Below are 26,738 nucleotides of genomic sequence, written 5' to 3'. Positions count from 1 at the left end.
CTCACCGGAGGAGGAGCGATGACTGCGAAGTTCGAGCTGTTCAAGGACACCGCCGGACAGTTCCGGTTTCACCTGAAGGCTGCGAACGGCGAAATCATCGCGGCCAGTCAGAGTTACACATCGAAGGCGGCAGCCCAGAACGGGATCGAGTCGATCACATCCAATGCGGCAACCGCCCCGACCGACGACCTGACCTGACACCCGCTCCACGTCGGGGCGATACGTCGCGAGAACGAAGACGCGGCAGTAGTGTCAGTCGGCCGGGGCACCGGCCGGGAGCCGGCTCGCCGCAGCCAAGATTTCCTCGGCGTAGCGGGGCTCGAAGGTGGGTGCCACGCCCCAATAGTCCTTCTCGGGGTGGGCGGAGCCGATGAGGCCGCCGGCGATGCAGGCGATGGAGTCCGAGTCGCCGTTGCTCGTCGAGGCCCAGGCGAGCGCCTCCGGCCCGGTCAGGGCGGCGGCAGCGTCGTCGTCCGAGCTGGTGGCGAGGTCGGCGACCAGCAAGGCCAGAGCGACCGCGCTGGCCGACTCCCACCCCTCCCCGATCCCGACACAGGGGTCCCCGAAATCGGCCGGCGGCAGAGGGCGCAGCTGTTCGAGTCTTCCCGCGGCGGCGGTGAGAATGTCCGCGGTCCCGTCGTCCAGCCCTTCTACCAGGTATGACGTCACGTCCCCGGTGATCGGGGCGAGGACCTCCCGCAGGTACGGATCCGTGGACCAGGTGCTGGTGCCGTTGTAGATCTGCGCGGCAGTCGTGAGGGCGTGCTCGAGGAACCGGGCGCGGTACTCCGGCGCGTGGCGGGTGGCGTCGGCAAGCAACAACGCGGGCACCACGGCCCGGGGGTGTTTATGGGTGATCACCGCCTGCAGGGCGGACAGACCCAACCAATACGGCTGCGGTGCGAAGGCGGTGGGGACCAGGCGCATCACTGCCCCGCAGCCGGCGGACTCGACGGCGCCATCGGTGTCGTACCAGCGGGCGCCAGCGCGGAGGTTGTGCAGCGACGTCATGCAGGTGCGCCCGGGCGCCCGGGTGTTGTCGGGGTCGACCTGCCACAGCAGAAACTGCCGGGCGATGGCGTCGGTGACCGTCTCGATCTCGTCGAAGTCGTGGACCTCGCCCAGAGCCCGATGAAGGGCAAGAGTCATCTGCGTGTCATCTGAGTCTGAGACCGTCCACGCCCCGGCCGGTGGGGCGACCGGGTAGGCCGGCATCCTTGTGTAGCTGGTGAATTCGACCTGATAACCCCAGGCGTCGCCGGCGGCCAGTCCGGTCAGGGCGTTGGCGTACCGGATGTGAGTGTCGGCCGGCGTGGTGTGGTGGCTCATCGACGGAGTCACGGTCATGGGGTCTGTCCTCGCGAGAGGGCGTAGGCGGCGGTGCGGACGGTCTCGATGTCCAGGAGGTCGAGGTCGGCGACGCGGCCGAGGTAGTCGGCGATTGCGTCGGGGGTCATGCCTTCGTCGAGGTGCCGGCGGATCTCGTCGAGTTGCTCGTCGGTGAGTGCGGCCATGGCGGTGGTCCTTCCGTCTTTGCCCCTCTCGGGAGGGGACATGTCATTTTATCTGGTAGAGAATGGTTTACGCGGCCTTGGTCGCGCTGCCGCCGGTGCCGCTGTCGGCTTCGGCGACGAGGTCTTCGGCGACCATGTAGACCGTCGGCCGGCCGCCGATGCCCTTGTGGTCGACCTTCACGCACCGCAGGTGGGTGCCCATCGGGAGGACGACTTCGTCTTCGGAGGAGAACTTCGAGATGGATTTGAGCGGCAGCCCGTCCCTGGTGCGGACGACCATCATGTACGGCGGGTGGCCGGCGAATGCGTTCGCGGTGCCGTGATTGGTGGAAAAGCTGGTCACCTTGCCGATCTCCATCCGCGATCCGACGGTGAAGGCGGCGTCGATGTACTCCTCGGTGCTGCCCGTCCATCCGCTCGGCACTCGGGTACCGCGCACGAGTGTCATCGGCGCCTGATTCGGGTTGTGTTCACGGAACTTTCCGAACGCCGAGTCCAGCTGCGAAACCACGGTCTTGACGTGCCCGGAGGGACTCGGGTCGCGGCCGGTGATGGCGGCATTGATCGCGTGGTAGCTCCCGCCGGTGTAGGTGGTCAGCGCGGCGCGTTCGGTGTAGGTGAGCATCTTCTGCACGAACTGAGCGTTCGAGGTGGTCAGCGACCCGATGCTCGAGGTTTGCACCTGCCCGCCTGGGCCCACCTGGAACCCCCATGCCTTCAGGTCCCCCGCCTTCTGCGCGATCACGCTGTAGTCGTCGGCGGTTTCCTTGCCGTAGGCGCGTATTCCGCTGCGCCAGAGGCTGGCGTGCTTGTCGGCGCCGAGGCTGTGCGGTGGGATGTCGTGGTCGAAGTGTGGGATCACCCCGCCACCGACCGTGGGTGTCCCCAGGGCGCGTCGGTGTGCCTTGCTGTACGCGGCGTCGGCCTCGGCCTTGCTCGCACCGCCGGCGAGAGCCTTCGCCCGCGCCTGCTGCCCGGCCGCGTCCGCCGCTTGCTCGCGCAGCGCGATCTTGTGCCGTTTGATGCCGTCGTGGATGTCGGCGCGGGCCGGTCCGCCGCCGAGCGCGTTGGTCAGTGTGTCCCGGGCCTCGACCATTTCTTCGCCGATCACCGCCTGTTGCGCGGCCGGCGTGGACGCGGCGCCGGAGACCGCCTTACGGGCCACGTGCAGCCCGACCTCACCCTTCATCGCGTGGGCTTGCTTCTGCAGGTCGGTGGCGCCCGTCGGCAGCGGATCAGGCGCGGACAGGACTGGGATGCGGTGGGCCTTGGCCAGAGCGTCATTTTTGCTGCTGGCCTGCCCGACCGGGTGGTAGGCGTCGCCGCTGCGCTGCAGGATGATGAAGTCCGAGTAGCCGCGCCGGTAGATGGCGGTGCCGCCGTCGAGGATGCGTCCCTCGACGTCGGTGACACCGGATCCGGTTTCCATCGCGAGGGTGCCGGCGGTGTAGACGGTGGTGTCGCGGGGCGTCGACGCCAGGGCGGGTTGTCCGCCGTCGGTGAGCGCCTGCTCAGCGGCCGGAGCGGCGCGGCGGTTCAGCGCGCGGGTGATCGTGTCGACCTCGTCATCCGAGAGCGACGCATAGTACGCGTCACGCTCGGCGTCGGTGGTCATGTCGTCGCGCATCCCGAATTTCGCGGCGGCCAGGTCTTCCCGGGCCTCGACCTGCCCGCTTTTGGCGTCGAGATGCGCCTGCTTGGCGTCGTCGACGTCCTTCTGCTTCGCGGCGACGTCGGATTCTGTCCCGGTGCCGTCCGCGACAGCCTTTTTGGCCTTTCTCAGTCGGGCCCGTATCCGGTTGACCGCCTTGCGGGCTTCCTCTGCCTTCGCATCTGCGTCGGCGACGCGTTGCTCTGCTTCATCGAGAGCGGCCCGCGCCGAAGTAATATGCCAGCTGGCCAACTTCGCGCGTTCGGCCTCAGCATAGGCGATCAGCAGTTTCGCCGACGGCGGGTGGGCATGGGTGCTCGGCATCGGGGTGTCTCCCAGCACCGAGGAATCGATTCCCAACGCCGACATCAGCTCCGGCAGGACGCTCGGGGGTGCCGCCTGCACCGCGGCCGCTGTCTCGACCATCCCCTGCTCTTTCAGGTGGCCGACCACCTTTTTCCGGGCTTCGCGGCCCAGTCGTCTGTTCGCGTTGGCCTTTGCAGCGGCCTTGTAGCTTCCGCAGCCGGGGCAGCGGCGGCCACTTCCGTGGGCTTTCGAGCGGCACATCGGGCATCTTTCTGGGCAGACGGCACGTCCCCGCACGCGGGTCGGCCACCGATCACATGGCGGGCGAGTCGGTTACATCGCCGCCCTGCCGGGTGCACGCGCGCAATGAGTACGGTGCCGTGGGGCATGGCGTTCCCACCCCCGCCCCGGTCCGTTGCGCGCCGGCCTGCCGCGGGCAGCAGATGCCCGAGAATCATCTCGCCGCCCACCAGTCCCAGACTTTACAAGGTCAAGCTGTGATATTGCAAGCGGGATCTGCACTTGGGTCGTGTCGTTCGTCCAGATTGCAACCCCATCTTGGTCGGCGATGCCAGTGTGGTGGCCGGCGACGCCGCAGCAACCGAGGGCACTGAACGGCAGGGCGATCGGGCGTCGGACCGTGGTGCTGTGGCAGCTCATTCTCGTCGGTCGCCTGCTCTTCGGTGCGCTTGGTGGCGCAGTCGTTGCCGGTCGATCTGACCGTTGCTCAAAGCTTCTGGGCGATGCCCGAGGTGGAACAGCCCCGTGGTGTGCGGGCAGACGAACACGGCGAGGCCCTTCTCGCCGGGGTGCCTTCTGCGGACCGCTCGGGCGTCGCCGCGGCTGTGATAGCCGCGGTGATGACACAGGCTGCAGAAGGTCCAGCGGGCGGCCGGGTTGTGGGCGCGGGAGGTCATACGGACCGTCCGATCTGCAGATTCAGCCAGTCGGACAGCCAGGTGATCGCGTTGCGGCCGGCGTTGTCGACGACCAGAGAGTTGTAGTTGGTGTGGGCACCGGAGGTGAAGAAACTCGCAGCCTTGAGGCCTTCGCCGACCAGGGCGGTCAGGTCCTCGGCCCCCTGGGACTGGGCCATGGTCGTCAGCGAGCCGGTCAGCGCCGGCAGATCAACGTTCTCCGCCTGGGTACTGATGCTGGTGGCCGCGCTTGACTTCTTGCCGAGTAGTTCCGGTGGGGTCTTGGAGGCCTTGCCGGAGAGCATGTTCACCGCCACCGAGGCCAGGTCGAGGCCGACGGGCAGCAGGCCCGCCATCGCGGCACCCGCGCCGAGCGGGTCGGGTGCCTGCCCGGGGGGCGGCAGCAGTTTCTCGACCGCGGTCCAGGCGATTTCCCTGGATCTGCCCGATCAGGGTGGCCAGCCGGATGACGTCGACGCCTCCCAGGATGGACGCGACGAGGGCGGCGATCTGGGTGTATCCGGTGGGGTCCGGGATGACCGACAGCACCTGCGACACCCAGCGCAGATCCACGGCCGCGGCCATCTTCACCAACGGCGCGAACTGGTTGTTCAGCTCCCCCGCCACCTGGTGCGCGCCTCGGGCGTCGAGCGCGGCGACCTTCTGCGGCAACACCGTGAGGTTGTGCAGGATGCCGGGCACGTCGAGAGCGGTCACCCCGGTGGCGACGTTCAGCACCTGATCCACCACCGTGGCCGGCTTGAGCACCGACAGCACAGCCGAGGCCGATGCGAGCGCATCGGCGGGAACCGAGGTCAGCGGGGCGACCTGCCCACCGAGCGTGGTGGCTGCGGCCGACAGCTGCGGCAAGTCTTCCGATGCCCCGGCCACGGTCGACGAGCCCGACTCGGCCAGCTTCCCCGCGGTGTCGGCGATCGTCGTCACCGTGGTCAGCGCGGCGGATAGATCGAATGCCCCAGCTTTGGAAAGCACCTGGGAGGCACTGTGTTCGGGGCTGCCCACCGGGGCGGCTGCGAGCTGTGCGGTGGCGGCGTGTGCGGCCCCGGAGTCGATAAGGTCAGCGATCGGGGCGAGGGTGCTGGCAATGGACGATGCGGTCGCGGCGACCGCGCCGACATCGACGTTCGGCTGCGAGAGTTGCTGGGAGAGGGCGGCGACACCCCGGCCGAGCGCGGGCAGGTCGGCACCGGAGAAATCCGAGGTGAGCGCGGTAGCCAGCTGGGCGTTTCCGCCGACGTTGCTGGTGTCACCGTCCGTGCTGGGGGTCTTGGACAGAATCGACCCGAGCGAGCCGAGGAGGGGGTTGTCGCCCTTGCGGATCGCGCAGTACAGGTCCCCGGGATCGCAGATCGAGGCCACTCTGCCCGAGAGCGTGCCCATCCCCTGGGGGCGTGGATCAGCGATGCCTTCGCCGGAGGTGCGCGGACCCACAACGGCAGAGCCCTGGGTGCCGGGGTCGGCGAGCAGGCCCACGGCCAGCACCCGGTCGGCGGGCACCGGGCCGTGGTCGTTGCCGATCTCGGAGGCAAGGTCGCCGGCGGCGTCGGCGCCCTGGGAGTAGCCGGTGATCGTGAACTTCGTGTTCGTGCACCTGCTCGCGACGTCGGTGAGTACCGCCGTGGCCTTGGTGCGGGCGTCGATTTTGCTGTCGGCGTAGGTGTGTCCGTTGTCGAACGCGCGGGCCATGTACGGGAGGGTGTAGACCTGCGCCCGGTCACCGTGGGCAGCGGTGATGGCGTCCGCGACCGGTGCGAGGATCCCCACCGCTTGGTGGGGATCGGCGTTCTCGGATGTCTCCCAGGTCCCCGGGATGAGCAGATTGAACGTCGCCACACAACCGGTCGGGTCGGCGTGCGCGATAACGGGGGCAGTCACCGCAACACAACCGCCGGTGACGGTCGCGCACACCACGAGAGCGACCACGTTGCGGGCTCTCGAACGTCGTGCGGGCATGGGCACCTCATCTGTCGCCGGCGAGCTATGAAGCTCACCCCTCGATGCGGCCCCGGGATGCCACACGCAGCCTCCGAAGAACACACACCGATGAGGTGAGGTGCATACGGTGACCGAATCCGGCGGCGGAATTCAACGGGGTATGTGGATAACTTCTTCTGCCTGGCCGTCCTTCGCGCGTCGCCTACCACCTGGCCACCGCCGCGTAACCCCGTAGTGTTGCGAGGACCGCTAGCTGCAATAGCAGTGCTGCCGCGATAGCAACGCTTTCCGCGATTTGAGCTGCGGGAACGACACGTCCCCTCGGGATTTCCTAGGCCGGTGATGCCTGCGATCAGATCCAGTCGATGTGGACGGAGTCGATGTGGTCGAAGTGGAATCCGAACTGGTCGCTGTACTTGTCGAAGCCCTTGTTCTCCGGGTAGTCGAGGGTGGCGTGCCGCTCGAGCAGCGCGACGACGCGGGCGTGATCGTCGTTGGCCAACGCGGCAGCCAGTTCACGGGACTCCTCACTGGTGAACGGGGTATCCGAGTTCGCGAAATCCAAGGTGCGGACCCGGTAGTCGTAGCCCTCGTCGGCGCCGTTGCGGACCATAACGCCACCCTTGACGCGGATGACCGCTCTTTTCGGGGTTCCGTCGGGCCGCAACACTCCGGCGCGTTTCATGATGTCCTGGGCCTTGACGTTCTTGAGTTTCTTGCTGGCGTCGGCACGCAACTCGTTCGTTTCCCCGGACCGGTACCGGGACACGGCGGAGCGGGACCGCCCGATCTTCGCGGCCACCGCGTCGACGCCGCCGAGGCGTTCGATCGCGGCACGGCGTTGGGCTCGCTCGAGGACGTCAGCGTGTGGGATCCGGCCTTGCTGCGCCCACCGGCGCAACGTGCGAGCCGATGGGGGTGTGCGGCCGGCATCGATCGCGGCCTGCCGCAGGCCCTCGTTGCCAAGCTCCTTACGTAATTGTTTGACGGAGACCTTGCTGGTCAGCCCCGCCAGCCCCCCGCTCTTGACCTGCTTCGACTTCTCCACACCGCTGGTCGCGGCGTTCGCGACGGAGACCTTGAGGCCGTCGAGGCCGACCGCCTCCTGCGCTGGCTTCGTGGTGCGCGGCTTCGGGAGATGCAGGGCCATCAGAGCACCCCCTCCCCTTCGTCGGCGGCGTCCTCGTGGTCGGCGAAGGCGGCCTTGATCGCGAGGTTCACCTCGTGCACGTCCTGGGCCGAAGTGAGGGCGGATAGGAGTGTGTCGGTGAGGATCACGTCCTTTTCGACCGACATCTTCCCCAAAGCGTCGCTCGGGTCGGCGATGTCCTCACCGCCTGAGAGGAGGTACACCCAGGAGTCGGTGACGGTGCGGACCGGCCAGCGGCCGTGCTCGCGGGCAATCCGCATCGCCACCCGGCGGCCGCGCCACCGGCAGTGCGCGATGATCGCCGCCCGCCAGAGCGGTTGGTGGTGATGTTGCATCTGCTTCGCAGTCCACATGTCCGGGTTGACCATTCGCCCGATGTAGCCCTTGTAGCAGGTGCCGAGGAACCGTTTCGTCGCTTCGTCGTCGGTGTCCACCGCGGCCTTGCGGGCCTCGCGCAGGATTTTCGCCCACTTGTCCAGGGCCCGGCCCTGCTGGGGGTAGACCCAGGCCTCGGTGATGTCGAGGTCCTCGAGGTCCGCGCCGATTCCTCCGTCTGCCACCGGTGAGCACAGACCGTCGAGGCTGACCGTGCTCACCCAGGTCTGTACCGGTTGGTCGGCGAGCATGTGCGGGTGCGGCAACGGCAGCTTCCCCGGAAGTGACAGTGTCTGCCCGGCAGGCAGGGTGATCCGCCACAGCCCGAACGGGGCACCCTTCTCCCCCACCGCCGCAGCTCCGGCAGTGTCACCAGTCAGGAGTGTGGGCTGCCCGTAGCCGAACTCGAGCATGCCCGCGGAGGCAAGGTAGGCGGCGCGTTGATCGATCGACACCACCCGGCTCGCCCCGTCCACATCCTGCGCGTCGGGGACGCGGGTCCAGCCGACCGCGGGTTCGAGATCTCCCCGCGGCGGGCCGTCCAGCGGTGGGACCGAACCCGGTGTGGTGACGACGATCCCTTTACCGCTGCGGGTGCGTTCCCGCTTGATCTTGTCGACGAGGGCCGCGCCGGTCCGCGCGGGCGTCGGTCCCGGGAGCACCCCCAGGTGCCGGGCGCACCAGGCCAACCGGCGACCGAGCTCCCGTGCCGCCGGGAGGTCGTCGTCCGGGAGATACGTTCCGGCCGTCGGTGAGCCGAGGATGCCCATGTCACCGACCCGGTTGTGCCAACCGAAGTCCTTGTTCCAGTAGGTCCACACGTATGGTTCGATCACCACATCGACCATCGAGGTGAAGTTCCCGATCGAGCGGGACAGGTGCACCACATGCCCCGGGTCGCCGCGCAACTCCCAGCCTGCGTTCAGCATCGGGGTGAGGGTGGCGTGCAGGACGGCGGTCAGTTCCTGGGCGGCGCGGTTACGGAGGGCCTCCATGTCGTCGACGTCGTCCTCGCTGCCCGGATCAATAATCCACCCGAGCAACTCACACGCGCCCTGTCCAACGACCCAGATCTGCGCGGGGGCGCCCAACGGTGTCAGCGCGGCCCAGCGAATCAGTTTGTCGAGCTTCTCGACCGAGTCGACCGGACCGGTCAACTCCCGCCCGGAGGGTGTGTAGGTCCCGGCGGCGGTCACGATCAACGCATGGCCATCGGCTTCGTCTCCGGCGGGCAGCGCCTCCCACACCGGCGGATCGGCCCCGTCGTTGCCCGCCTCTTCGCTGACAGCCGCGACGTTTCCAGCTGTGTCGCTTCCAGCCGCGTCGTCGTCCACTTCGTCGCCGTCCACCGCAGCGCTGCCGGCCGCTTCGCTGTCCGTCTCGGGTGTCGGCGTGGTCGGGGCGTCGTCGGCGGCGGCGTCGGCGACATCCGACCGCTCGGGCGATGCGGGGTGGGCGGCAGCGGCTGGCCCCGAGTCAGCCTGATCGGCTTCGACGAAGACATCAGCATCGACGGCGACAGCGTCGTCGTCGGGAAGAACGTCGCCGTCGGGAAGAACGTCGCCGTCGGGAAGAACGTCGCCGTCGGGAAGGACGTCATCGTCAGGGATAACGTCATCGTCAGGGATAACGTCATCGGTGGAAGAGGGAGATGTCGTCAGGGTTGTCTCGGGCAGTGCGAACAGGGGTATCTGTTCCCACGGACCGCTCATGACTCCTGCTCGGTGATCCGGCCGTCATGATCTGCCGGCGGGACGCTGTAGCGGTCGAAGAATTCCTGCAGGGCCACGTCCACGACGTTGGTCACCGTGGATTGGCGATCGTTCACCAGCCAGTTCAACCGGGCCTCCGTCGAGGCCAGGACCCGGGTATTGAGCGGAACCTTCGCCGGGCCCTTCCTCGGTTCCAGCTTCGCCGTCAATTCCGGACTCGGCGTTCCCGCACCACCGAAGTCTGCCGCACCGGAAGCACGTTTCGCCGCCCCTACGGCGGCTCGTCCGGCCCCGGTCGGGCGGCGGCGGGCGCCGCCCTCGGAATTTCCTGCCTTCGCCATCCCCACCCACTCGTGTTCGGTGTGCCACCCGTGTACGTGCGCGGACATCACCCTACCCACTACGTACCTTGTTGCCGGTATTTTCGCTGGCATGTTTGCGCGCAGATTCGCGACCAAGACCTGACCGGGTGTTGCCTCCCGCCGAGGGATTGACGCCGCCGCTTGGCGGCCTCGCCGGAGACACTGCTCGGGCGGTGTCTCCGCAGGGAACCGTCATGATGCGACCACTGCGGAGTCGTCATTCCACCAGCGTGATCGGCACCCCGGGGGTGATGAACAGGTGGTGCCGGGCGCCGTCATGGGTGAGCGACATCGCCACGCCCAGGGTGTGTCCCTCGGCGAACCGTGCGAGCAGCTCGCGGGTGGCCTCGAACCTGGTCTGGCTGATGCCGTAGGTGACACCATTGAAAATGAGGCTGGGCACCACACCCTCCTTGTGTTGACGGTGGATCGTTGCCGAAAGTCTCGCGGACACCGACGCCTCTGCGAGGGCGGACACACCGTCGCGGCTCGCGGGGTGTTGGCTGCGGGTGGGGCGACCAGCGGTGGACGACGCTCGGGTTCGGCTCGTCGCTGCCAGGCAATCGGTTGACGGAATCATGCGCACCGCAGCGACGCAATTTGGTTGAACCGTTGCGCCGCAGCGCAGCCGAATCCCTCGCTAAGCGACGAGTACGCTCCTTTCGACGAGACGCCCGGACACATCGCATACCCTGGCCCGGTGACCGATCCGACAGATCCCACTGCCGAAGCCGCCATGGTCCTGCTCCGCGAGCACGGGCCCATGCATACCGACGAATGGGCGCGGCGGCTGGTCGCCGAGGGGCACGGCTATCTCGCCGACATGGAGGAACTCACCGAGTACATCGGCCATCCCCGGCTCGGCTACCTGGCGGACGGTCGCAGCGTGGCCCTCGACGCCCTGCTCGCCGGGCGCGTGCTCACCCACCGGCTCACCGAGGCGGAAATCTCCTCCGGCATCCTCGACGCCCACCCGGACCTGACACCCCTGCTGCCGTTCGACGACCACGACCCGGCAGCAGGCGGGCTGAGCACCCTCTTCCGTGACCTCGACGACGACGTGTTCGACGAGCGCGGCGTCGACGATCCCGACTGGCCGACGGACGCGGCGCTGCTGCTCGAACCGGACGCACTCGCCGAATTCCGTCCCGGTGACCTGGTCGTGCTCGCCTTCGTCGACGGCGAGCTGCGGCTCACCGCCGCGGCGGCCCCACCCGCACCCGCACCCGATCTCGCTGTCGCGCTGGCCGACCTGGTGCCGATGGACCGCCCCGAGCCCCTGGACACCATCATCTGGCAGCTGATGGCCGACGACCGGTCCCTGTTCGCGGCGCCGACCATCCCGCTGGGCGACCTGATCACCGACGCCGGATACGTGTGCGACGGCGACGACATCGCGGTCCGGGGATTCGACTTCACCGCCCACCGCGGGAAAGCGCACGCCGCGACGGTCACGGCGGCTCACCACCTCACCGACGACGAGACGGAAGCGGTCATGGCGTTCATCGCCCTGATCGGCGTGCTCGAGCGCACCCCCGCCAACGAGCGCGAACGCGCTGTCGACGCGGTCGTGACGAGCGCGAGGGACCGGTTCGCCGGGCTCGCCCGCCCGAACGCGGCCCGCGCCGCGTTCGGCGAGGCGTACGCCACCTGCCAGGCCGGCACCGAAACCCTGCGCCTGGCCGCCGCGGTGCTCCGCGACCGCGGTCCCCGCCGGATCGCCCCGACCGCGCACTGGCTGGCGGGCAAGGCGGCCGAACTCGACGGACGGACCGCGGACGCCGAGCGGCACTACGAGCGAGCCCTGGCCGTGGACCCGAACTGGGACGAGGCGCTCGAGGCTTTGGCCCGCTTCGCGTCCGATCGTGGTGACGCGGTGCGGGCGATCGGGCTGCTCGACCGGGTCGAGGGTGCGTATCGCGAACCCCTGTACGACCTGCTCCAATCGTTTCTTCCCGTCGACCGGCCGGACCTGGGGCGCAACGATCGGTGCTGGTGCGGATCCGGGCGCAAATACAAGGCGTGCCACCTCGGCAAGGCCGAACACCCACTGGAACAGCGGGCTGGGTGGCTGTACCAGAAGGCGGGTTCGTTCGCGCAGGGCATCGAGTGGCGACCGCTGCTGATCTCGCTCGCCCAGATTCGGTCCGCGCACGACGACGATCCGTTCGCGCTGTATCACGCGCTCGACGACCCGCTGGTCGCGGATGTGGTGATGTTCGAATGCGGAGCCTTCGCGCGGTTCGTCGCCGAGCGCGGCGTGCTGCTGCCCGCGGACGAACTGCTCCTGGCGCAGCAGTGGTTGCTCGCCGAGCGGTCGGTGCACGAGGTGGAGGCGGTGCGTCCGGGCGAGGGGCTGACGCTGCGCGACGTGCGCACCGGCGACCGCCTGGAGGTCGCCGAGCGGACCGCCAGCAGGGCGTTGCGGGCCGGCGACTTCTTCTGCGCCCGAGTCGTTCCCGCCGGTTCCACGATGCAGATCTTCGGTGGCATCGAACCGATCGAGCCCGGACAGCGTGGTCGGCTGATCGAGTTGCTCGATTCGGAATCCACCGACCCCGAGGAGCTGGTCGAGTTCCTCAGCGCCCGGTTCGCGCCGCCGCGGCTGGTCACCCCCGACGGGCACCCGATGGTGGCGTGCCGGGCCGTGTTCGAGGTGGGCGACACCGCCGGGATCCGGCGTAGGCTCAGTCGCCGCTTCGGCGCCGCCGACGCAGACCGGTGGTCCTGGACCGAGCAGGGCAGTGTGCTCGGCGTGCTGATCCTGGTCCGGGATACCGACCCCTGGGTGCTCGAGGTCGAGGCGATGAACGAGCCACGGTTCGAGTCGCTGGTCGACGCCGTGGGGGCTGCCGATCCCGGGGGGAGACTGCGTGAGCAGACCCGGACGCCGGCGGCGGAGTTGATGGCTCAGGCGCAGAAAAAGGGTGTTCGCCCAAGCCAACCTGTCGACCCCGAGGATCCCGCGATCGCGGCGGCGCTCGACGAGCATATCCGCGGATACGAGCAGCAGTGGCTCGACGAGGCGATCCCCGCCCTCGGTGGTCACACGCCGCGCGAGTGCGCCGCCGACCCCACCCGCCGCGACGACCTGATCCGGCTGCTCGACTCCTTCCCGCAGGAGGAGCGGCCGGGGGCGATGAGCGTGCGCCGTCTGCGGGAGGCATTGGGGCTCTAGGGTTCCGGCTGCCGCCCACGCACCGAACCCGGCGACGTCGTTGCCCAACGGTGACGACCGTGGCCCGCTGCTCGAGGGGCGCGGGCGGCACGGGGGGCGTCGTTGCGCGGGTTTTCCGCCCGTGCCAGTGGGTGTCCACCGGGTTCGTAGCGCGGCGAGGTGTCCGACTCGGATACCGGCACGACCGCGGACGGTTGACCCAACCGGCTTAAGGCGGCGTCGAGAGCCTGCTCGACGGTCAGCGGTGTGCGGTATGCGCTCGGGATGGCGACGATCCGCACCAAACACGGCGATGATCCCGTCGAATCCGGTCGGTGCGGGCCGGGACAGAGTTAGACCGTCGATGCGTACCCGATAGTGCGTGCGGCGGTGCGGATGATCGGCCGCACGCGCGGGTGATCGAGTGGGCGAGTGAACTCGGGGTCGGTGGGGAACGAGTCGGCGGCGGGGTTCCACAGCACGACGTTCGGACGGCCGGTCATGGTGGACGGTACGTACAGACCGTCGAGATGCGGCCATGTCAGGTGGATGGTGCGCGCCCAGGTGCGGCACACAGTGCGTGGTCCGTGAAGCAGTGCGTACGAGGCGTGATGACGTACCAGCCAGGTTTCGGTGAGGTTCAGCAGATTCAGGGGACGGGTCGGGCGCCACCCTGTCAGGGCAGGCGCCCCGATCGTGGTGTCGATCGTTCGTGTCGCCTGGTACACCTCGGCCAGCGCGGTGGCGACATCGCAGGCGGCGTAGAGGACCCCGATGGTGGTCGCCGCCGCGGCGGGGCCGGGATGCGGGTCGTAGCGCATGGACGCGATCGGCCCGTAGGTGCGCAGAGTCCGCCAGGACACCACGTGCGGGCCGGTGGTGCGGTGGATCCGCCACAGCACACCGTCGTACGCCAGGACGTCCTCCGTAGCAACGGTGAGCGGGGTCCGCGGTGCCCGCGGAATCTTCGGGTGCCGACCGCTCACCAGGTGTCGAGGGATTCCACGAGCGCGACCACCGGTGCCGGGTCCGCCGCCGCGGCCAGATGCTCGAGCGGAGTCCGGTCGCCGAGGTCGGGTTGCGAGGTGTGCATGAGCGCGGCGACCGACACCGGGCTCGCCGTCGAGGGGATGGCCGCCACGACAGCACTGAGCCCCGGCAAGACATCGTCACCGACGAACTGCCATCGCGGGATGCGGCGATGCCCATGCAGATCGAATGCCCACAGCGTGCGCGCGGTGAGCCGCCGGGACACCACCGACCTGTCGATGCCGAGCAGCGCCGCTGCCTCCTTGACGTCCAACGAATCCGCGAGCACCGTCACGGTTTGCCGCGCGATCTCCACCGCGCGAGCGCGGATCTCGGCCACCGGCGACCACTGGTCGAGGACTTCGCCGACGCCCTCGCCGGCGTGGGCGCGGAGGAACTCGATCTCTCCGGCCGACAACGTGTCCGACGCGGCGGGTACCGCGGTGAGTGCAGCGTCGAGTTCGCGAAGCATCTCGCGGCCGGTGAGGTCGACGTGATGCTTGGCCAGCAGCGCGTCGAGCGAATCCACCCTCTCCACCGACCTCATATGCACATCTTAGCCCGCCTGTGCACTGTTGTGCACATTAGTCGCCGGAGTGGGCACCTGCGGGGTCGCGCGAGGCAGCACGAGATTGCATCGCAGCATTCTGATCTCATCGAGCTACATGTCGTCTGGACAGCTTCGGGACCCCAAAGCCGAGCCGGGACAGCGGCGGGGTTACCCCGGTAATGAAACCCTGTTTCGATAAGGCACCCTCTGGTGGCGATTCGCCTGCTCGATTCAGTTGCTGAGCTACCAGCTCGCGAGCTACTGACTCCCCGGCCGTTGCGCATCGGTGGCGACTCCCGTGGCCGGCGGCCGCGACGAAACACCGCCCTCAGAAGGGACCAGGACGCGACACCTCCGCACGAGTAACGCCTTCATCACCATCAGAGGCATCACGTCGTCGGGGCCCTCACGACCCAATACACAATGTTCCCACTCCAGGCGCGTCCCCCGCCCCACGCAACGAGGGGCTACCCACCACATCTCGGGAACTGCCTCTCCACGGCGGCGCACCATGGCAATCGAATAACTGAGCCCACATTTGCCGGCGCCCCCACCAGCAGGTGCAACCAGGTGACGCGCATAAGCAGCGCCATCATGAGATTCCCCAACACTGGTGGCGCACCACCTGGACGAGCGCTGTGTTGTGGAGAACGGGTCGAGGCCTGGGGCTGGCGTGAACCACCCCGCCGCTCTCAGCTGGCGGGGTGGCACCGTTGCTGCGGACCGGGCCGGACGCCTGGTTGGCGTCCGGCTATCCTCGGCGCGGTGAGGTCACCGAATCGTGCGGCGCTCGCGGCCCTGGTCGCCGAGGCCACCGTCGACTGCTACAACGACAGCGAATGCGTCACGGGTTTCTACACCATGCTCGACGAGCATCTCGAGCTGCCGTTCCAGACATCTTTGTTGGGGACCGAGGTCACCGTGTCGGGCATCGACCTGGCCGACGAGCACATCGTGGTGATCTGCGCTCGTGGCCGGTCGCGACAGCGCATCCCCATCCTCGATCTGCCGTTGCCGACGCCTCCGCCCGCCGGTGCGCAGTGGATCGAGGCATACCGCCACTGGCTGAGGTACGTGAGGGCATGAGTGTGAACACCGGCAACACCGGACCCCTGGGCGTGATTGGCGAGCACCGGATACGAGCGACCGAGCAGGAAGCCTCGCTGAACCTGCACACGGTGCTGCAGCTATGCGCGGCGGGTGAACTGCGGTGCAGCGAGAAGACCCGCCGCCCCTCCGCGGCGACGGTCGCTGCCGTGGGCTCTCAGCTCGTGCACGGCGACTTCTACCTGCACGACCCGATCGCGTCGTTCGCTTGGCCGCTGATCATCCAGGCCGGTGGGTTCGCCAAGATCGAGGGCGGGCGCCTCCAGCTGACGCCCAAGGGCCGCACCGCCCTGCGTCGGCCGCCGGCCGAGGTCATCCGGCAACTGTGGCAGCGCTGGCTCACCCACGCCGTGATCGACGAGTTCAGCCGAATCGAGCAGATCAAGGGCCAGCGCGCACGCAATGTCCTCACCTCGGCCAAGACTCGCCGACAGACGGTCGCGCAGGGACTGGCAAGCTGCCCACCCGGAGAGTGGATCAGCGTGGACTCCCTGTTCACGACCATGCGGCGGAAAGGGATGAGTCCCACCGTCGCCCGCAGCGAGATGGCGCTGTGGAAGCTCTATCTCGTCGACTCCCAGTACGGCGGTCTGGGCTACGACGGCTACCACCGGTGGGAGATCCTCGAGGGCCGCTACACGGCCGCGGTGCTGTTCGAGTACGCCGGCACGCTGGGACTGCTCGACCTCGAATACCTCCACCCCACCGGCGCCCGATCGGACTTCCACGACAACTGGGGCGGCGACGATCTGGACGCGCTGAGCAGGTACGACGGACTGCAGTCGATCCGGCTCACCGCCCTGGGCTGCTACGCCCTGGGCCTGACCGACACCTACCACGCGCCCACCGACGACGAGACCACCGCGGTGCTCAAGGTCCTGCCCAACCTCGACGTCGTCGCCACCGGAACCCTGTCCCCCGGTGATCAGCTTCTCCTGTCCGCCTACGCCGCGCACACCGCGGACCGGGTCTGGACCATCTCCGCCGCGAGTCTGCTGACGGCGATCGATACCGGCCGCAACCTCGAGGACCTCACCACCTTCCTCGCCCAGCGGACCGAGCACGAGTTGCCCGGCTCGCTGACGACGCTCATCACCGACGTCACCCGCCGAACCACCCAGCTGACCGACCACGGCCACGCCCGGGTGATCGAATGCACCGATGACGCACTGGCCGCGCTCGTCACCCGCGACCGCGCACTCCGCAGGCTGTGCCGCCCGATCGGCGACCGCCATCTCGCGGTCCCACCCGAACACGAACTGAAATTCCGCAGGGCCCTGTTGAAACTCGGCTACGTCCTGCCGAGACAGACCACCCCCTGAGCGACGTCGTCACACACCGCCAGCTCTGCACCCCATTCTTCCGGAGCTGCGCCGTCGCGATGGCCGAGTTCGTCTGGTACAGGCGAGCGTTGACGGTGAACGCCCCCGTCCGCCCCCGTCGATGACCATCGCATTCGACGTCACGACGGAATCCGGGTAGGTCGTCGTAGCCGCGACCATCGGCGTCGTCCGCGTCGCAGTCGCGGTGTTGTACATCGATGAGACCACAGCCTTCATCGATTTCATTTGCACAGCAGCCACGGTCGGCGTGCTCATGGCAGCCATGGCCGTTGCCTTGGCTGCGGGGACTGTCGAGGACGCGGACCGAGCCGGAGCAGCTGCCGCAGCGGACGCGATCATCACCGGAGCGCGACCTTCGAGCCGCCGGGACGACCGGTGCAGGGAAGGGTCGCGGACGCCGTCATCACCGGTGCAGCGACAGTCGCGGTTCCGGTCGCTGTCACGACGGCCGCAGACATCGCCGCCGTTGCATTCATCGTGGGCGGCCGCAGGTTGGCAACTACCGACACGGCGTGGTCGCCGATCGCCGCGGTCGCGGTCATCGCAACAGCCGAGTCGCGCACCCACGAAGGGGACCACCCCTCCTCGCACCCACACATTACTGAACTGCTCGGGCACGTCGACCCAGGGAGACCGTCATGGCCCCGGCAACCCCGGATTCAGTGCCCCCTCGGTCGAATGCACTCGGTTGCTGCGGTCGGTTCCGATGGGCGGGCGTCACGCGTGGTTCCATGACCACCGCAGCTTCCTCGCGAAGCCGAAGGCGGCGATCCTGCCTGATCGGTCGACCCGTCATTCCACCAGCGTGATGGGCACCCCGGGGGTGCTTACAGGTGGTGTCGAGCGCCGCCATGGGTAGGGGACCTGGTCACTCCCCTGGTGTGTCCCTCGGCGAACCGTGTGAGCAGCTCGCGGGTGGCCTCGAATCTGGTGCGGCTGATGTCGTAGGTGATGCCGTTGAGAATGAGGCTGGCCTCCATACCCTCCTTCTGCTAACCGGTGGATCGTTGCCGAAAGTCTCGCGCACACCCACTCATCCACGAGGACGGACACAGTCGCGGCCCGACGGAAGTATCTGCTGGGGCGGGGCTACCAGCGGTGGACGACGCTCGGGTCCGGCTCGTCACTGCCCCGAATCGCGACCGGAGTCGCCGGCGTGATCAGCAGGCGAACCGTCGAGTTCTGGCTGACGAAACCGACGAATCCACCATCGCCGTTGCCGGCGAAGATGCCCCGGATAGCATCCTCGAGGCCGTACGCGGCGGCCGCATCGGCGAGCGGATAACGGACCCCGTCGTAGATCGCTTCGTAACTCATGATCCTTCTCCCGTTGGTCTCGTGGTGCCCACAGCGTACGAGCGCCGGGCCGACGGTCGGGGCCGACGCCGACGCCGACGCGTTGTCCGCAACCGAGAATCGACCGGATCGCTGCACCCCAGGCGACCGCGGTCAACCCGCCCCCGCGCCACCGTCGACCTCGCCGGGAAGCGCCGGACCGACGGCGCCTCCCCCTTTAGCTTCTTTTAGCGTTGCCAGGGACCGGCACCACACGCAAGGCGAGCCGGTTACCGTCTGTCGGTATGGGGACCACCTTCCACGGGCCGAGTCCGTGGCCGCACATCACCCGCGCCATCCGCACCCGCGGCGCCCGGTACGCCGCGATCGGCTACCTCGGACATGACGCACCCGCCCTGCTCCCGCTGCGCGCCGGGGACCTGTTGGTCGTCAACGCCTCCAAGGCCGCGATCCGGGCGCACGCCACCTCCCCCGCCGCCCTCGCCTACTACCTGAACAAGGGGGTGCGGGTGCTGTCCTCGCCGACCCTGCACGCCAAGGTGATCGTCACCAACACCCGGGCGGTGATCGGGTCGGCGAACGCATCCGAGAACTCCACCCTCGCCGACGACGCGGTGGTCATCACCGACGACCCCGACATCATCGCCTCCGTGCGGAAGTTCATCGACAGCCTCGACGAGATCACCGAAGTCGATCAGGTGTTCCTCGACGACGCGATCCTCGAGTGGGAGATCGGCCGCGCCGTCCCACTGCCCGGGGTCACCGGCCGCGTCCGCACCGAGACAGATTTCCTGCCGACGCCCGTGACCCGGATGTTCGTCAAACACGCCGTCGACTACGAACCCACCCCCACCGAACAACAGGTCCTCGACAACCAGCGGGGCCGGCACCACAGCCGCGGCGGCCCGGCGGCGAAGTACCAGCTTGAATCGCTTCGCCTCGACAGGCCCAGCGGGGTGAAGCGGGGCGACGTGATCGTCTTCGTCTCCGCCGATGACGAGTGGATTTACGCGCCGGCGGTCGTGGTGTCCGACCCGATGAAGATCCCGCGGTCCGGTGGAGCGGTTCTGTACTTCCTGCGCCTGCGCACCGGCCTGTCCCCGCTCCCCCTCCCAGGCGCCGAGAAGGCGCTGACCGATCTCGGGCACCCCGGGTCACGGCTGCGGACCGACCACTACGTCCGCTCCCCTGGCCTTAGGTCCGCGTTGTTGGGGTTGTGGGACATGTGATCCTCAGCGAGCCTCTGGCAGTGTGAGAGTCAGCTGCCTTGGTGGATCCACCCCAGAGCTCGCGTTGGTTTGCCGCGACCACTGGCAGGCGGGGCTGCCCTACCGTCGGAACCGCGCCGTCGGAGGTCTCGCAGAGCAGCACGCGGCTCAACAAACTCATTCGACATGTCAGCTCCAGACACTTCCCGCTCATCGGTGCGGACTACCGATCACCGCTCCTCGCTCGCCCCTCGCTGGGCGGCGGACCTGGTGACAACACCGAGAACAATGTTGCACAGCAGCACCAGACCCACTGCAACGCCGACCGTCGCAGCCCACGGCACGCTGAGCGGAGTTGTCAGCGTTGCGGACCCAGCTGCGACGATCGCGAGCGCCCCGTATCCGATCGCGACGCGGGTCGCCGGGCGGTGCCCCATCGGGCTGCGGTGCACCACCGCGGCCGTGAGGACAGGGACGACAGCCACCAGGACGTCATCCCGAACAGATATCTGTCGGCATGCGGGACCCCGGTGATATCGGCGTAGGTCATCTCATTCCCTTCTCGTGCTGTCGGCGTGGCCCCCGCAACCAGACCCCACCTCCGCGTGGCGGGTGCGCTCAGTGCAGTACGCGGGCGGCGAAGTCCAGCGATTCGGGCATCGAGGCGGTGAGGGTGTGGGCATGGTCCGTTCCGGAAAGCTGCTGGAACTCGACGTCGACACCGCCGGAGCGCATTTCGGTGAGTTGTGCCCAGGTCAGCGGGATCGGGACCTTGGTGTCGGCGAGGCTGTGCACGACCCGGATAGGTCGGTCGAACCCGTCAGTGGGGACATGCTGCATCTGGTCGAGCACACCGCGTAGATCCGGGGAGTCGAGTGGGGTGGTGAACAGCTCCGCAACGGTAACCGGGTGAGCGCTCAGATATTCGTTCAGGTCGTTGCTACAGGTTGCCTTCGCCTTTTCCATCAACCCGATTCCGGTAGGGGTCAGATATTGACGGATTCCGTGTTCCGGGCGGCCGTCGTCGAGTCCGGCGAGGGTGTAGAGCACGTAGTGGGCGATCCCGGCGACCGGCACGGAAGGGAAGTTCGGTCCGGCCAGCGGGAAGAGCTGGTCGAGGTGGGTGGGGGCGGCGACGGCGATTGCGCCGCGGAAGTCGAGTTCGGGTGTGCGGGTGGTGGCCTGGTGGGCGGCGAAGTAGCTGGCGTGACCGCCTTGGGACAGGCCGGTGACGATCCATCGGTCGCTGAGTTGGTCGCCGTAGAGCTGGTGGGCGGCGCGGACGATGTCAACGGCGTTGGCGCCGGCTGCGGGTCCATCGGTGTACGCGTTGACTCCGTCGGTGCCGATCCCGGCGTAGTCGGTGGCCGCGACCGCATATCCGGCGGCGAGCCAGTGCTGCATGAATTCCCGTTCGACGTCACTGGATCCGGTGACCGACGGTGCACACTCGTCGTCGATTCCGACGTTGCCATGCGCGTAGGACACGACGGGCCATCCACCGGCAGGTGGTGCGCCCTGTGGCAGGAACACCGATCCGGTGGACTCACCGGCTTCGGTCGCGGTACGCAAGGTGGAATAGCGGATGACAGCGCTGGTATCCGCGGCACCGACTGGGAGAACCGCAGCGGTGACAGGCTGCTCGGCGAGCAACGCGCCCGCCGGGTGCATGTCGTCAGGCAGGGCGGCGGCGGGTGCGGCAGTGAGAACTATCCCGCCTATGCACACGGCGACGGCCAGTACGGACTGTCGCCTCAACGTGTGCCTCTTGGCGAGCCAGCGAACATTGACATCGACGATCCCCTCCGATGAACTCCGTGCCCATTCCCCGACGAACACGAAGCGGATCGTACCGATCGATCACATGTCCACACCCACCAGTCCGGCACACGATGAGGCGACGAGTGCTGGATTGTCTCCACTCCTCATGCCATCGAGTCTCGACGCAGCACCGTGAGAGAGCTGCTCGAGGGTATGTGGTCTCTCGTGACTCGCCCCGGTCGAGAATGTCGAGTTGGACGCGGTTGCGGTGGCTGATTTCCCACCGGCCGGCTTCGAGGTCGTCGAGGAGATCGCGGCACCGCTCATCGGTGCTCACGTCCACGCTTTGCCCGATCACGTTGACCGGGCCGCGGATTCCGTTCCGCCAGTCGATGACCGTGTAGACGAACTCCCCTGTGGTGGCGAAGTCGCGTTGGCGGGTGCAGACGACGAAGTGCTCCGAGATTGCGCGGACGGTGTAGGGCCGACGGGGTTCGATGCCGAAGCGAATCCGGGCGCCGGGGTCGAGCGGGATCGCGGTGGTGGGTGATCCCTTGGCGTTCATCAGTGTCACCGCGCACCCCCGGCTGCGAACCTGCCTTCGGAGAGTGCCGTCCGCTGATTGTCGGCGAGCGTTTCGCGGTCGAAGGCGCCGCGGCCCAACCCTTCTGGCCGGAGCCCGACGTGGAAGCGGTCGCCGTCCTGGTCTTGGTGTGGGCAGGGGTAGATCGACAGGCCCTGTCGCTTTTCGTGATGGGTGCGTGCTGCGCGGGCATCCTTGCGCGTGAAGTAGGTGCGTCTGTCGCAGTGCGGGCAAGTCACCCAACAGGAGGTGGGACGGTGTACTCGAGCGGCCAATTTTCCGGTGCTCCTCTTCGACTTCGGACGCGGTCGGACTGTCAGACGGCACGGGTGATCTGCAGGTTCAGCCAATCCGAGACCCACTCGATGGCGTTGCGGCCGGCGTTGTCGACGACCAGGTTCTGGTAGCTCTGGTGTGCACCGGAGGCGAAGAAGCTGGCCGCGGTCAGGCCCTCGCCGACGACCGCGGCGAGATCCTCGGCCCCCTGCGAGCGCGCCATCGTCGACACCGACCCGGCGAGTCCTGCGAGGTCGAGGGTCTGCGCCTGCGTGGTAATCGCGTTGCCCACGGGATTGGTCTGCTTGCCGAGCAGCGCGGGGTCGGCCTTGCTGGCTTTGCCGGTGAGCATGTTCGCGGCCACCGAGGCGAGGTCGAGGCCGAGTGGGATCAACGCCGTGGTCTGCGCCGCAGCACCGACCGGGTCGGGTAGTACCCCGGGCGGGGGAAAGAGCTTGTCCGCGGCGGCCCACGCAATTTCCTGGGCTCGACCGGCGATGTTGGCCAGCTTAATCACGTCGACGTTGCCGAGGATGCTGGTGACCAGCGCCGCGATCTGGGTGTAACCGGACGGGTCCGGGATGATCGCGAGGATCTGGGAAATCCACTTCAAGTCGACACCGGCGACCATCTTCACTATGGGCTCGAACTGCACGTTCAGCTCTCGGGCGGTATCGCGGGCGGCGCGGACATCGCCGGCGGCGATCTTCTGCGGGAGCACGATCAGGTTGTGCAGGATCTTCGGAATATCGAGGGCAGTGACGCCGGTGACGACGTTCAGGGCCTGGTCGACGACGACTTTCGGTTTGAGGACCGACAGCACGCTCGACGCGGAGGAGAGGGCATCTGCCGGGGTGGCGGCGACGGGTGCGATTTGGCTACCAAGTGATGCGGCGGTGCCCGCGAGTTGAGAGATTTCGGCAGCGGTGGCCGGCAGTGTGGTGGCGCCATTATTGGCGAGTTTGGCGGCGGTGTTCGCGATCGTGGCCGCCGAGTCGAGTGCACCGGCCAGGTCCGCTTGGCTGGCTGTGGTGAGGACTTGTCCGGCCGCGTTTTCCGGTGTGCCCACTGGGGCTGCGGCCAGGCCCGCGGTGGCGGCGGTGTTCGCGGCCCCGGACTGCAGCAGGTCGACCAGTGGGCTGAGCGTCTTGCTCAGCGAGGTCGCAGTGTCGGCGATCTGGTTCACATCGATCGAGCCGCCGGTGTCGGTGCCGCGCAGTTGCCTTCCGAGCGCGTCGACATTCGATCCGAGACCGGGCAGGTCGGCGTCGGTGAAATCCGAGGTCAGCGCGGTCGCGACCGCCGCGTTACCACCACCCGCGCCGACACCGGTGTTGCCGGGGGTCTTCGACAGGATCGACCCGAGCGATCCGAGGAACGGGTTGGCGCCCTTGCGGATCGAGCAGTACAGGTCGTTCGGATCGCAGATCGAGGCGACCCGCCCCGACAGCTTGCCCATGCCCTGCGACCGGGGACCGGCGATCCCCTCCCCCGACGTCGTCGGCCCCACCGTCGCGGCGCCCTTCGTACCGGCACCGGGATCGGCGATCAGCGCCACACCGAGGACCTCGTCCGCATCGACCGGACCCTGATCGTTTCCGATCGCCGACGCGAGATCGCCTGCAGCGTCAGCCCCCTGGGAGTATCCGGTGATCGTGATCTTCGCGCCCCGGCATTTGTCGGCCCAGGACTTCAACACGGCGGTGGCCTTGCTCACCGCGTCGGCCTTGCTGTCGGCGTAGGTGTGGCCATTGTCGAACGCGCGCGCCATATACGGCAGCGAGTAAATCTGCGCGCGGGCACCATTCTGTGCCTTGATCGCCTCCGCGACCGGGGCCAGCATGCCTACGGGCTGGTTCGGGTCGGCGTTCTCGTTGGTCTCCCACGTGCCGGGGATAAACAAGTTGAATGTCGACGCACAGTTCGCAGGGTTGGCATGGGCGATCACGGGCCCGGTGAGCAGCGCAGTCCCGCACAGCATAGTGGTGGTGACCGCCGCGAGCCCACGTCTCGCTAACCATGCCATGTGCGGACTCCTATCGCGCTGCAGCCTGTGCCTTCCGGCTGTCAGTCTCGGTCGCAGTCCGTCTACCAGCAACGACCCCCGCACGCGGTCGGGCGTGTCGGTGGAGCGCCGACGTCCTGACGTACGGCGGTTGGGCGCCCACATCCAACAAGTGGAAGTCGACGAAACCTCAGGCGCCCGGCCGTCGTGGTCGACGCGGCCCATAGATCGGCTGATCTGCCGCTGTGCTCGGTCGAAGCCATTGCGGAGTAGTCGAGGGTGGCGTGCGGCCCCCAGCACCGCAACGACGCGGGCACTGGTGTCGTTAGGAGGCTGCCAAGCTCGTCGGCCCTCGTCCTGAACATTGTGTCGGAGTTCGCGACTGGAACACGGTAGTCATGCCCGACCTCGGACCGTTGTGCACGGCCACATCACCTTGACTCAGACCGCGGCCTTCTCCCCGCTACCGTCCGGCCGAAGGGCTGTCCGCTTCGAGGACTCCTACGCGGGCCTGGTCGAGTTTCTGGCTGGCCGGCCCGTGCAGATGCCGGGTTTTCGCGAGCCCGCTAACAGTTGAGCGGGAAACGGCCGATCCGCGCGGCGACGGCATCGACACCACCCTGACGGGCCGTATGCAGCGCGGCGTTGCGTCCACTCGGCAACGTCGGCATGCAAGCTGCCGCCCTGTTGCACCCTCCGACGAAACATGCGGTCAGACAGGGGCTTGCGTGCAAGCTGACCTCCTCCCCCGCCGGCAACGGCCTCCCACACGCTGAGACGTTGCCTGCGCCGCACCGCAACGCCGGTGCCCGTCGGCAACGAGATCCGGCATTGCGGCGTCGGCCTCGTCACCGACGTTGCGTTGCACTCTCGGGCCTTTCGTACGACCTCAGCCGACCGGTCTGCAACCGGTCGTCCCGCGTTAGGCAAAAGTTCCTGGACGTGATGCGGATCGCTGTTCACCGGTGCCGACGGAATTCTTCTGTCGCCTATTGATCGGCGTTCTCGCACTCAGGCTGCAGCGCAGGAACTGGTCCTCACCGCACTTACCAGAGGCAGGTCATCACCGTGACCCAACCAAGGTGTACTGCTGGTCAAGCGTTGCCGCATTGCGTTCCTCGGCAATGTCCTCATGCTCGGGCAACGGAGGCCTCCGAAAACCGGCCTCCACGGCGCGTTGCGCGACCTTGTCGAAGCGGCGCATTGCCGTGCTCGCGGCCTTGGCTTTGGTGAGCGTGGCGATCTCGGCGTAGCTGCGCTGCTCCGTTATCCGCAGCCGGGCCGTCTCCTTGACTACCGGTTCGAAGTCGGCGCAGGTATCGATGAAGGCGAGGAGATTGTCGATGGTCTGGGCCTTATCCGGCATTACGAACCGCTCCTGCGAACCCTTCGGCGGATTGCCGATTTCTGGCGCGTGGGCATTGCCACTGTCCGTTGCATTGCGTGCAAGGTGCTCCTCGTGTTCCTTGGCGTGGGCTCTAACATCGGTGAGTTCACCAGGCTTCGCAGTGGTCGGTTGTGGGGCGTCCGCAACAGCAAGACGACCCTCCGGTTCCGGAGTCGTGGTCTCCGTACGGTCGTCGAAAACGGATGAATCGGATGCCGACGCAGCGATGACTATGGGTGCAACGGTCGGGTCAACGGACGGCGCAATGCGTCCGGCGTTGCGATCGGCCGACGTCACCGGCCCTGGGGCCGGCATTCGGTAGTCGGTCGCGGTGTCCTCGTCGGACCGCTGCTGTTTACGGTGTCGGGCGTCGCGCACGACCGCGGTGCACTCGGTGTGGGCGGTGCCGATGGCCTTGATGAGGATGCCGACACCGTGGGTGAAGGCCAACACCAGCAACGGCGGAATGATTGCAATGAGCGAGGCGCCGGTCGGCGACAGCGGGGCGTAACCGAGGTCGATGCCGGCTGCAATGGTGGTCGCGGCGGCTTGCCCGGAGCGGTGTGCGTGGTAGGCGTTGCCGAAGACGCTGATGAAGACCACGACTACGGCGAGCAAGAGGAAGAACCGTTTTCCCGTTGCGCTGCCGCCGATTTTGCTCAATGCAACGACCGCGATCGTTGCGCCGAGGATTGCGCCGTCGACGATGGCCGGGAAGATCCAGGTGAGGTATTGCGGGATGCCCGCCTGCAACGCCAGGTCACGTTGCACGGCGAAGGACAGTACAAAGGCGCCTGTGGTGATGCCGATCGCAATGGCGATCGCAACGATGAGGGCCGCGATCAGGGCGTGAAGTTGAATTCGTGCTGCTCGGATATTGAGGTCGATCATGCTCGGGGTCTCCTTCCACGGGGTCCCACTCGATTAGCCCCGCTGGTTGCTGCCGGTGGGTTTCCTGTGTGGCATTGCGGACGGTCGTTGCGGTGTTGCGGAGGGTGTTTGCGGTGTTGCACTGTCCGCCGCGCACCACTTCACACGCGGCAACGCGTGCTATCGCTGCTGGCATTGCTCGCCCATTTACGAGCAACGGCCC

Annotated in this window: 22 protein-coding genes and 1 pseudogene; 5 read left to right on the top strand and 18 right to left on the bottom strand. The window is 67.7% G+C overall.

The genetic code is table 11. The features are described 5' to 3' along the window. Positions 1–18 precede the first annotated feature (18 nt). On the top strand, positions 19–198 hold the full coding sequence (locus tag CJ177_RS43155; RefSeq protein WP_095870760.1) for a YegP family protein: 180 nt from the start codon (positions 19–21) through the stop codon (positions 196–198). Positions 199–252: 54 nt separating this feature from the next. Here CJ177_RS43155 and CJ177_RS43150 read toward each other — a convergent pair whose 3' ends face one another. The 9 genes and pseudogenes from CJ177_RS43150 to CJ177_RS43115 all read right to left on the bottom strand — a co-directional run bounded on the left by CJ177_RS43150 (position 253) and on the right by CJ177_RS43115 (position 10,346). Then, complete coding sequence (locus CJ177_RS43150) at positions 253–1,347, bottom strand: ADP-ribosylglycohydrolase family protein (RefSeq protein ID WP_373560084.1); 1,095 nt, start codon at positions 1,345–1,347, stop codon at positions 253–255. After that, positions 1,344–1,514 (bottom strand): hypothetical protein, encoded by a 171-nt coding sequence (locus CJ177_RS47790; RefSeq protein ID WP_179443434.1) that lies wholly within the window; start codon positions 1,512–1,514, stop codon positions 1,344–1,346. The genes CJ177_RS43150 and CJ177_RS47790 overlap by 4 nt, the downstream gene beginning before the upstream one ends. A gap of 67 nt (positions 1,515–1,581) precedes the next feature. Beyond that, positions 1,582–3,591, bottom strand: a complete 2,010-nt coding sequence (locus CJ177_RS43145; protein ID WP_095870976.1) for an ADP-ribosyltransferase — start codon at positions 3,589–3,591, stop codon at positions 1,582–1,584. A 536-nt stretch (positions 3,592–4,127) separates the two neighbouring features. Next, a complete protein-coding gene (locus CJ177_RS43140) occupies positions 4,128–4,388 on the bottom strand; it encodes a hypothetical protein (protein ID WP_095870759.1) in 261 nt (86 codons plus the stop codon). After that, positions 4,385–6,362: pseudogene (locus tag CJ177_RS43135) on the bottom strand (cutinase family protein). Before CJ177_RS43135 ends, CJ177_RS43140 begins: the two are co-directional and overlap by 4 nt. Before the next feature lie 334 nt (positions 6,363–6,696). Further along, positions 6,697–7,494 carry a hypothetical protein gene (locus CJ177_RS43130; protein ID WP_095870758.1) on the bottom strand — a complete coding sequence of 266 codons (798 nt, stop codon included), beginning with the start codon at positions 7,492–7,494 and terminating at the stop codon, positions 6,697–6,699. Then, positions 7,494–9,581 carry a hypothetical protein gene (locus CJ177_RS43125; RefSeq protein ID WP_095870757.1) on the bottom strand — a complete coding sequence of 696 codons (2,088 nt, stop codon included), beginning with the start codon at positions 9,579–9,581 and terminating at the stop codon, positions 7,494–7,496. Before CJ177_RS43125 ends, CJ177_RS43130 begins: the two co-directional genes overlap by 1 nt. Further along, the gene (locus tag CJ177_RS43120) at positions 9,578–9,970 is read right to left on the bottom strand and encodes a hypothetical protein (RefSeq protein WP_095870756.1); all 393 of its coding nucleotides are present in this window, start codon (positions 9,968–9,970) and stop codon (positions 9,578–9,580) included. The genes CJ177_RS43125 and CJ177_RS43120 overlap by 4 nt, the downstream gene beginning before the upstream one ends. A gap of 190 nt (positions 9,971–10,160) precedes the next feature. After that, positions 10,161–10,346, bottom strand: coding sequence for a hypothetical protein (locus tag CJ177_RS43115; RefSeq protein ID WP_005572022.1), 186 nt, complete (start codon positions 10,344–10,346; stop codon positions 10,161–10,163). Between the two features lie 297 nt (positions 10,347–10,643). On the opposite strand from CJ177_RS43115, the gene CJ177_RS43110 reads away from it, so the two are divergent. Then, a complete protein-coding gene (locus CJ177_RS43110; RefSeq protein WP_095870755.1) occupies positions 10,644–13,121 on the top strand; it encodes an SEC-C domain-containing protein in 2,478 nt (825 codons plus the stop codon). A 332-nt stretch (positions 13,122–13,453) separates the two neighbouring features. On the opposite strand, the gene CJ177_RS43105 is transcribed toward CJ177_RS43110, so the two are convergent. Together CJ177_RS43105 and CJ177_RS43100 are read right to left on the bottom strand one after the other, a co-directional pair. Continuing rightward, positions 13,454–14,086, bottom strand: coding sequence for an RES family NAD+ phosphorylase (locus CJ177_RS43105; RefSeq protein WP_095870754.1), 633 nt, complete (start codon positions 14,084–14,086; stop codon positions 13,454–13,456). Beyond that, positions 14,083–14,676, bottom strand: coding sequence for a helix-turn-helix domain-containing protein (locus tag CJ177_RS43100; protein ID WP_095870753.1), 594 nt, complete (start codon positions 14,674–14,676; stop codon positions 14,083–14,085). Before CJ177_RS43100 ends, CJ177_RS43105 begins: the two co-directional genes overlap by 4 nt. A gap of 768 nt (positions 14,677–15,444) precedes the next feature. Here CJ177_RS43100 and CJ177_RS43095 point away from each other — a divergent pair. Continuing rightward, complete coding sequence (locus CJ177_RS43095) at positions 15,445–15,765, top strand: calcium-binding protein (RefSeq protein WP_095870752.1); 321 nt, start codon at positions 15,445–15,447, stop codon at positions 15,763–15,765. Continuing rightward, positions 15,762–17,108 (top strand): helicase-associated domain-containing protein, encoded by a 1,347-nt coding sequence (locus CJ177_RS43090; protein ID WP_095870751.1) that lies wholly within the window; start codon positions 15,762–15,764, stop codon positions 17,106–17,108. Before CJ177_RS43095 ends, CJ177_RS43090 begins: the two co-directional genes overlap by 4 nt. A gap of 359 nt (positions 17,109–17,467) precedes the next feature. Here CJ177_RS43090 and CJ177_RS43085 read toward each other — a convergent pair whose 3' ends face one another. The 3 genes from CJ177_RS43085 to CJ177_RS43075 all read right to left on the bottom strand — a co-directional run bounded on the left by CJ177_RS43085 (position 17,468) and on the right by CJ177_RS43075 (position 18,446). Continuing rightward, a complete protein-coding gene (locus CJ177_RS43085; protein WP_143548808.1) occupies positions 17,468–17,671 on the bottom strand; it encodes a hypothetical protein in 204 nt (67 codons plus the stop codon). Between the two features lie 285 nt (positions 17,672–17,956). Further along, positions 17,957–18,109 carry a hypothetical protein gene (locus tag CJ177_RS43080; protein ID WP_257014995.1) on the bottom strand — a complete coding sequence of 51 codons (153 nt, stop codon included), beginning with the start codon at positions 18,107–18,109 and terminating at the stop codon, positions 17,957–17,959. Positions 18,110–18,218: 109 nt separating this feature from the next. Next, positions 18,219–18,446, bottom strand: a complete 228-nt coding sequence (locus tag CJ177_RS43075; RefSeq protein WP_095870749.1) for a hypothetical protein — start codon at positions 18,444–18,446, stop codon at positions 18,219–18,221. A gap of 263 nt (positions 18,447–18,709) precedes the next feature. Here CJ177_RS43075 and CJ177_RS43070 point away from each other — a divergent pair, with 263 nt between their 5' ends. Further along, on the top strand, positions 18,710–19,654 hold the full coding sequence (locus CJ177_RS43070) for a phospholipase D family protein (RefSeq protein ID WP_095870748.1): 945 nt from the start codon (positions 18,710–18,712) through the stop codon (positions 19,652–19,654). Positions 19,655–19,863: 209 nt separating this feature from the next. On the opposite strand, the gene CJ177_RS43065 is transcribed toward CJ177_RS43070, so the two are convergent. The 4 genes from CJ177_RS43065 to CJ177_RS43040 all read right to left on the bottom strand — a co-directional run bounded on the left by CJ177_RS43065 (position 19,864) and on the right by CJ177_RS43040 (position 26,536). Further along, the gene (locus tag CJ177_RS43065) at positions 19,864–20,118 is read right to left on the bottom strand and encodes a hypothetical protein (RefSeq protein WP_095870747.1); all 255 of its coding nucleotides are present in this window, start codon (positions 20,116–20,118) and stop codon (positions 19,864–19,866) included. A 133-nt stretch (positions 20,119–20,251) separates the two neighbouring features. After that, positions 20,252–21,391, bottom strand: a complete 1,140-nt coding sequence (locus CJ177_RS43060; RefSeq protein ID WP_257014994.1) for a S9 family peptidase — start codon at positions 21,389–21,391, stop codon at positions 20,252–20,254. A gap of 902 nt (positions 21,392–22,293) precedes the next feature. Further along, positions 22,294–24,234, bottom strand: coding sequence for a cutinase family protein (locus CJ177_RS43045; RefSeq protein ID WP_373560093.1), 1,941 nt, complete (start codon positions 24,232–24,234; stop codon positions 22,294–22,296). A 1,087-nt stretch (positions 24,235–25,321) separates the two neighbouring features. Beyond that, positions 25,322–26,536 (bottom strand): DUF2637 domain-containing protein, encoded by a 1,215-nt coding sequence (locus tag CJ177_RS43040; protein ID WP_095870743.1) that lies wholly within the window; start codon positions 26,534–26,536, stop codon positions 25,322–25,324. Positions 26,537–26,738: the final 202 nt, after the last annotated feature.

Source organism: Rhodococcus sp. ACPA1, assembly GCF_002300195.1.
Taxonomy (GTDB): domain Bacteria; phylum Actinomycetota; class Actinomycetes; order Mycobacteriales; family Mycobacteriaceae; genus Rhodococcus_F; species Rhodococcus_F opacus.
The sequence above is the reverse complement of the archived record's forward strand: the minus strand, read 5'-3'. Positions and strand labels throughout refer to the sequence as shown.

Coding starts and splice junctions, on each gene's coding strand:
- CJ177_RS43155 (WP_095870760.1), top strand. CDS start 19: ATGACTGCGAAGTTCGAGCTGTTCAAGGACACCGCCGGACAGTTCCGG.
- CJ177_RS43150 (WP_373560084.1), bottom strand. CDS start 1,347: ATGACCGTGACTCCGTCGATGAGCCACCACACCACGCCGGCCGACACT.
- CJ177_RS47790 (WP_179443434.1), bottom strand. CDS start 1,514: ATGGCCGCACTCACCGACGAGCAACTCGACGAGATCCGCCGGCACCTC.
- CJ177_RS43145 (WP_095870976.1), bottom strand. CDS start 3,591: ATGGTCGAGACAGCGGCCGCGGTGCAGGCGGCACCCCCGAGCGTCCTG.
- CJ177_RS43140 (WP_095870759.1), bottom strand. CDS start 4,388: ATGACCTCCCGCGCCCACAACCCGGCCGCCCGCTGGACCTTCTGCAGC.
- CJ177_RS43130 (WP_095870758.1), bottom strand. CDS start 7,494: ATGGCCCTGCATCTCCCGAAGCCGCGCACCACGAAGCCAGCGCAGGAG.
- CJ177_RS43125 (WP_095870757.1), bottom strand. CDS start 9,581: ATGAGCGGTCCGTGGGAACAGATACCCCTGTTCGCACTGCCCGAGACA.
- CJ177_RS43120 (WP_095870756.1), bottom strand. CDS start 9,970: ATGTCCGCGCACGTACACGGGTGGCACACCGAACACGAGTGGGTGGGG.
- CJ177_RS43100 (WP_095870753.1), bottom strand. CDS start 14,676: ATGAGGTCGGTGGAGAGGGTGGATTCGCTCGACGCGCTGCTGGCCAAG.
- CJ177_RS43090 (WP_095870751.1), top strand. CDS start 15,762: ATGAGTGTGAACACCGGCAACACCGGACCCCTGGGCGTGATTGGCGAG.
- CJ177_RS43085 (WP_143548808.1), bottom strand. CDS start 17,671: ATGACCGCGACCGCGGCGATCGGCGACCACGCCGTGTCGGTAGTTGCC.
- CJ177_RS43080 (WP_257014995.1), bottom strand. CDS start 18,109: ATGGAGGCCAGCCTCATTCTCAACGGCATCACCTACGACATCAGCCGC.
- CJ177_RS43075 (WP_095870749.1), bottom strand. CDS start 18,446: ATGAGTTACGAAGCGATCTACGACGGGGTCCGTTATCCGCTCGCCGAT.
- CJ177_RS43070 (WP_095870748.1), top strand. CDS start 18,710: ATGGGGACCACCTTCCACGGGCCGAGTCCGTGGCCGCACATCACCCGC.
- CJ177_RS43045 (WP_373560093.1), bottom strand. CDS start 24,234: ATGCTGTGCGGGACTGCGCTGCTCACCGGGCCCGTGATCGCCCATGCC.
- CJ177_RS43040 (WP_095870743.1), bottom strand. CDS start 26,536: ATGATCGACCTCAATATCCGAGCAGCACGAATTCAACTTCACGCCCTG.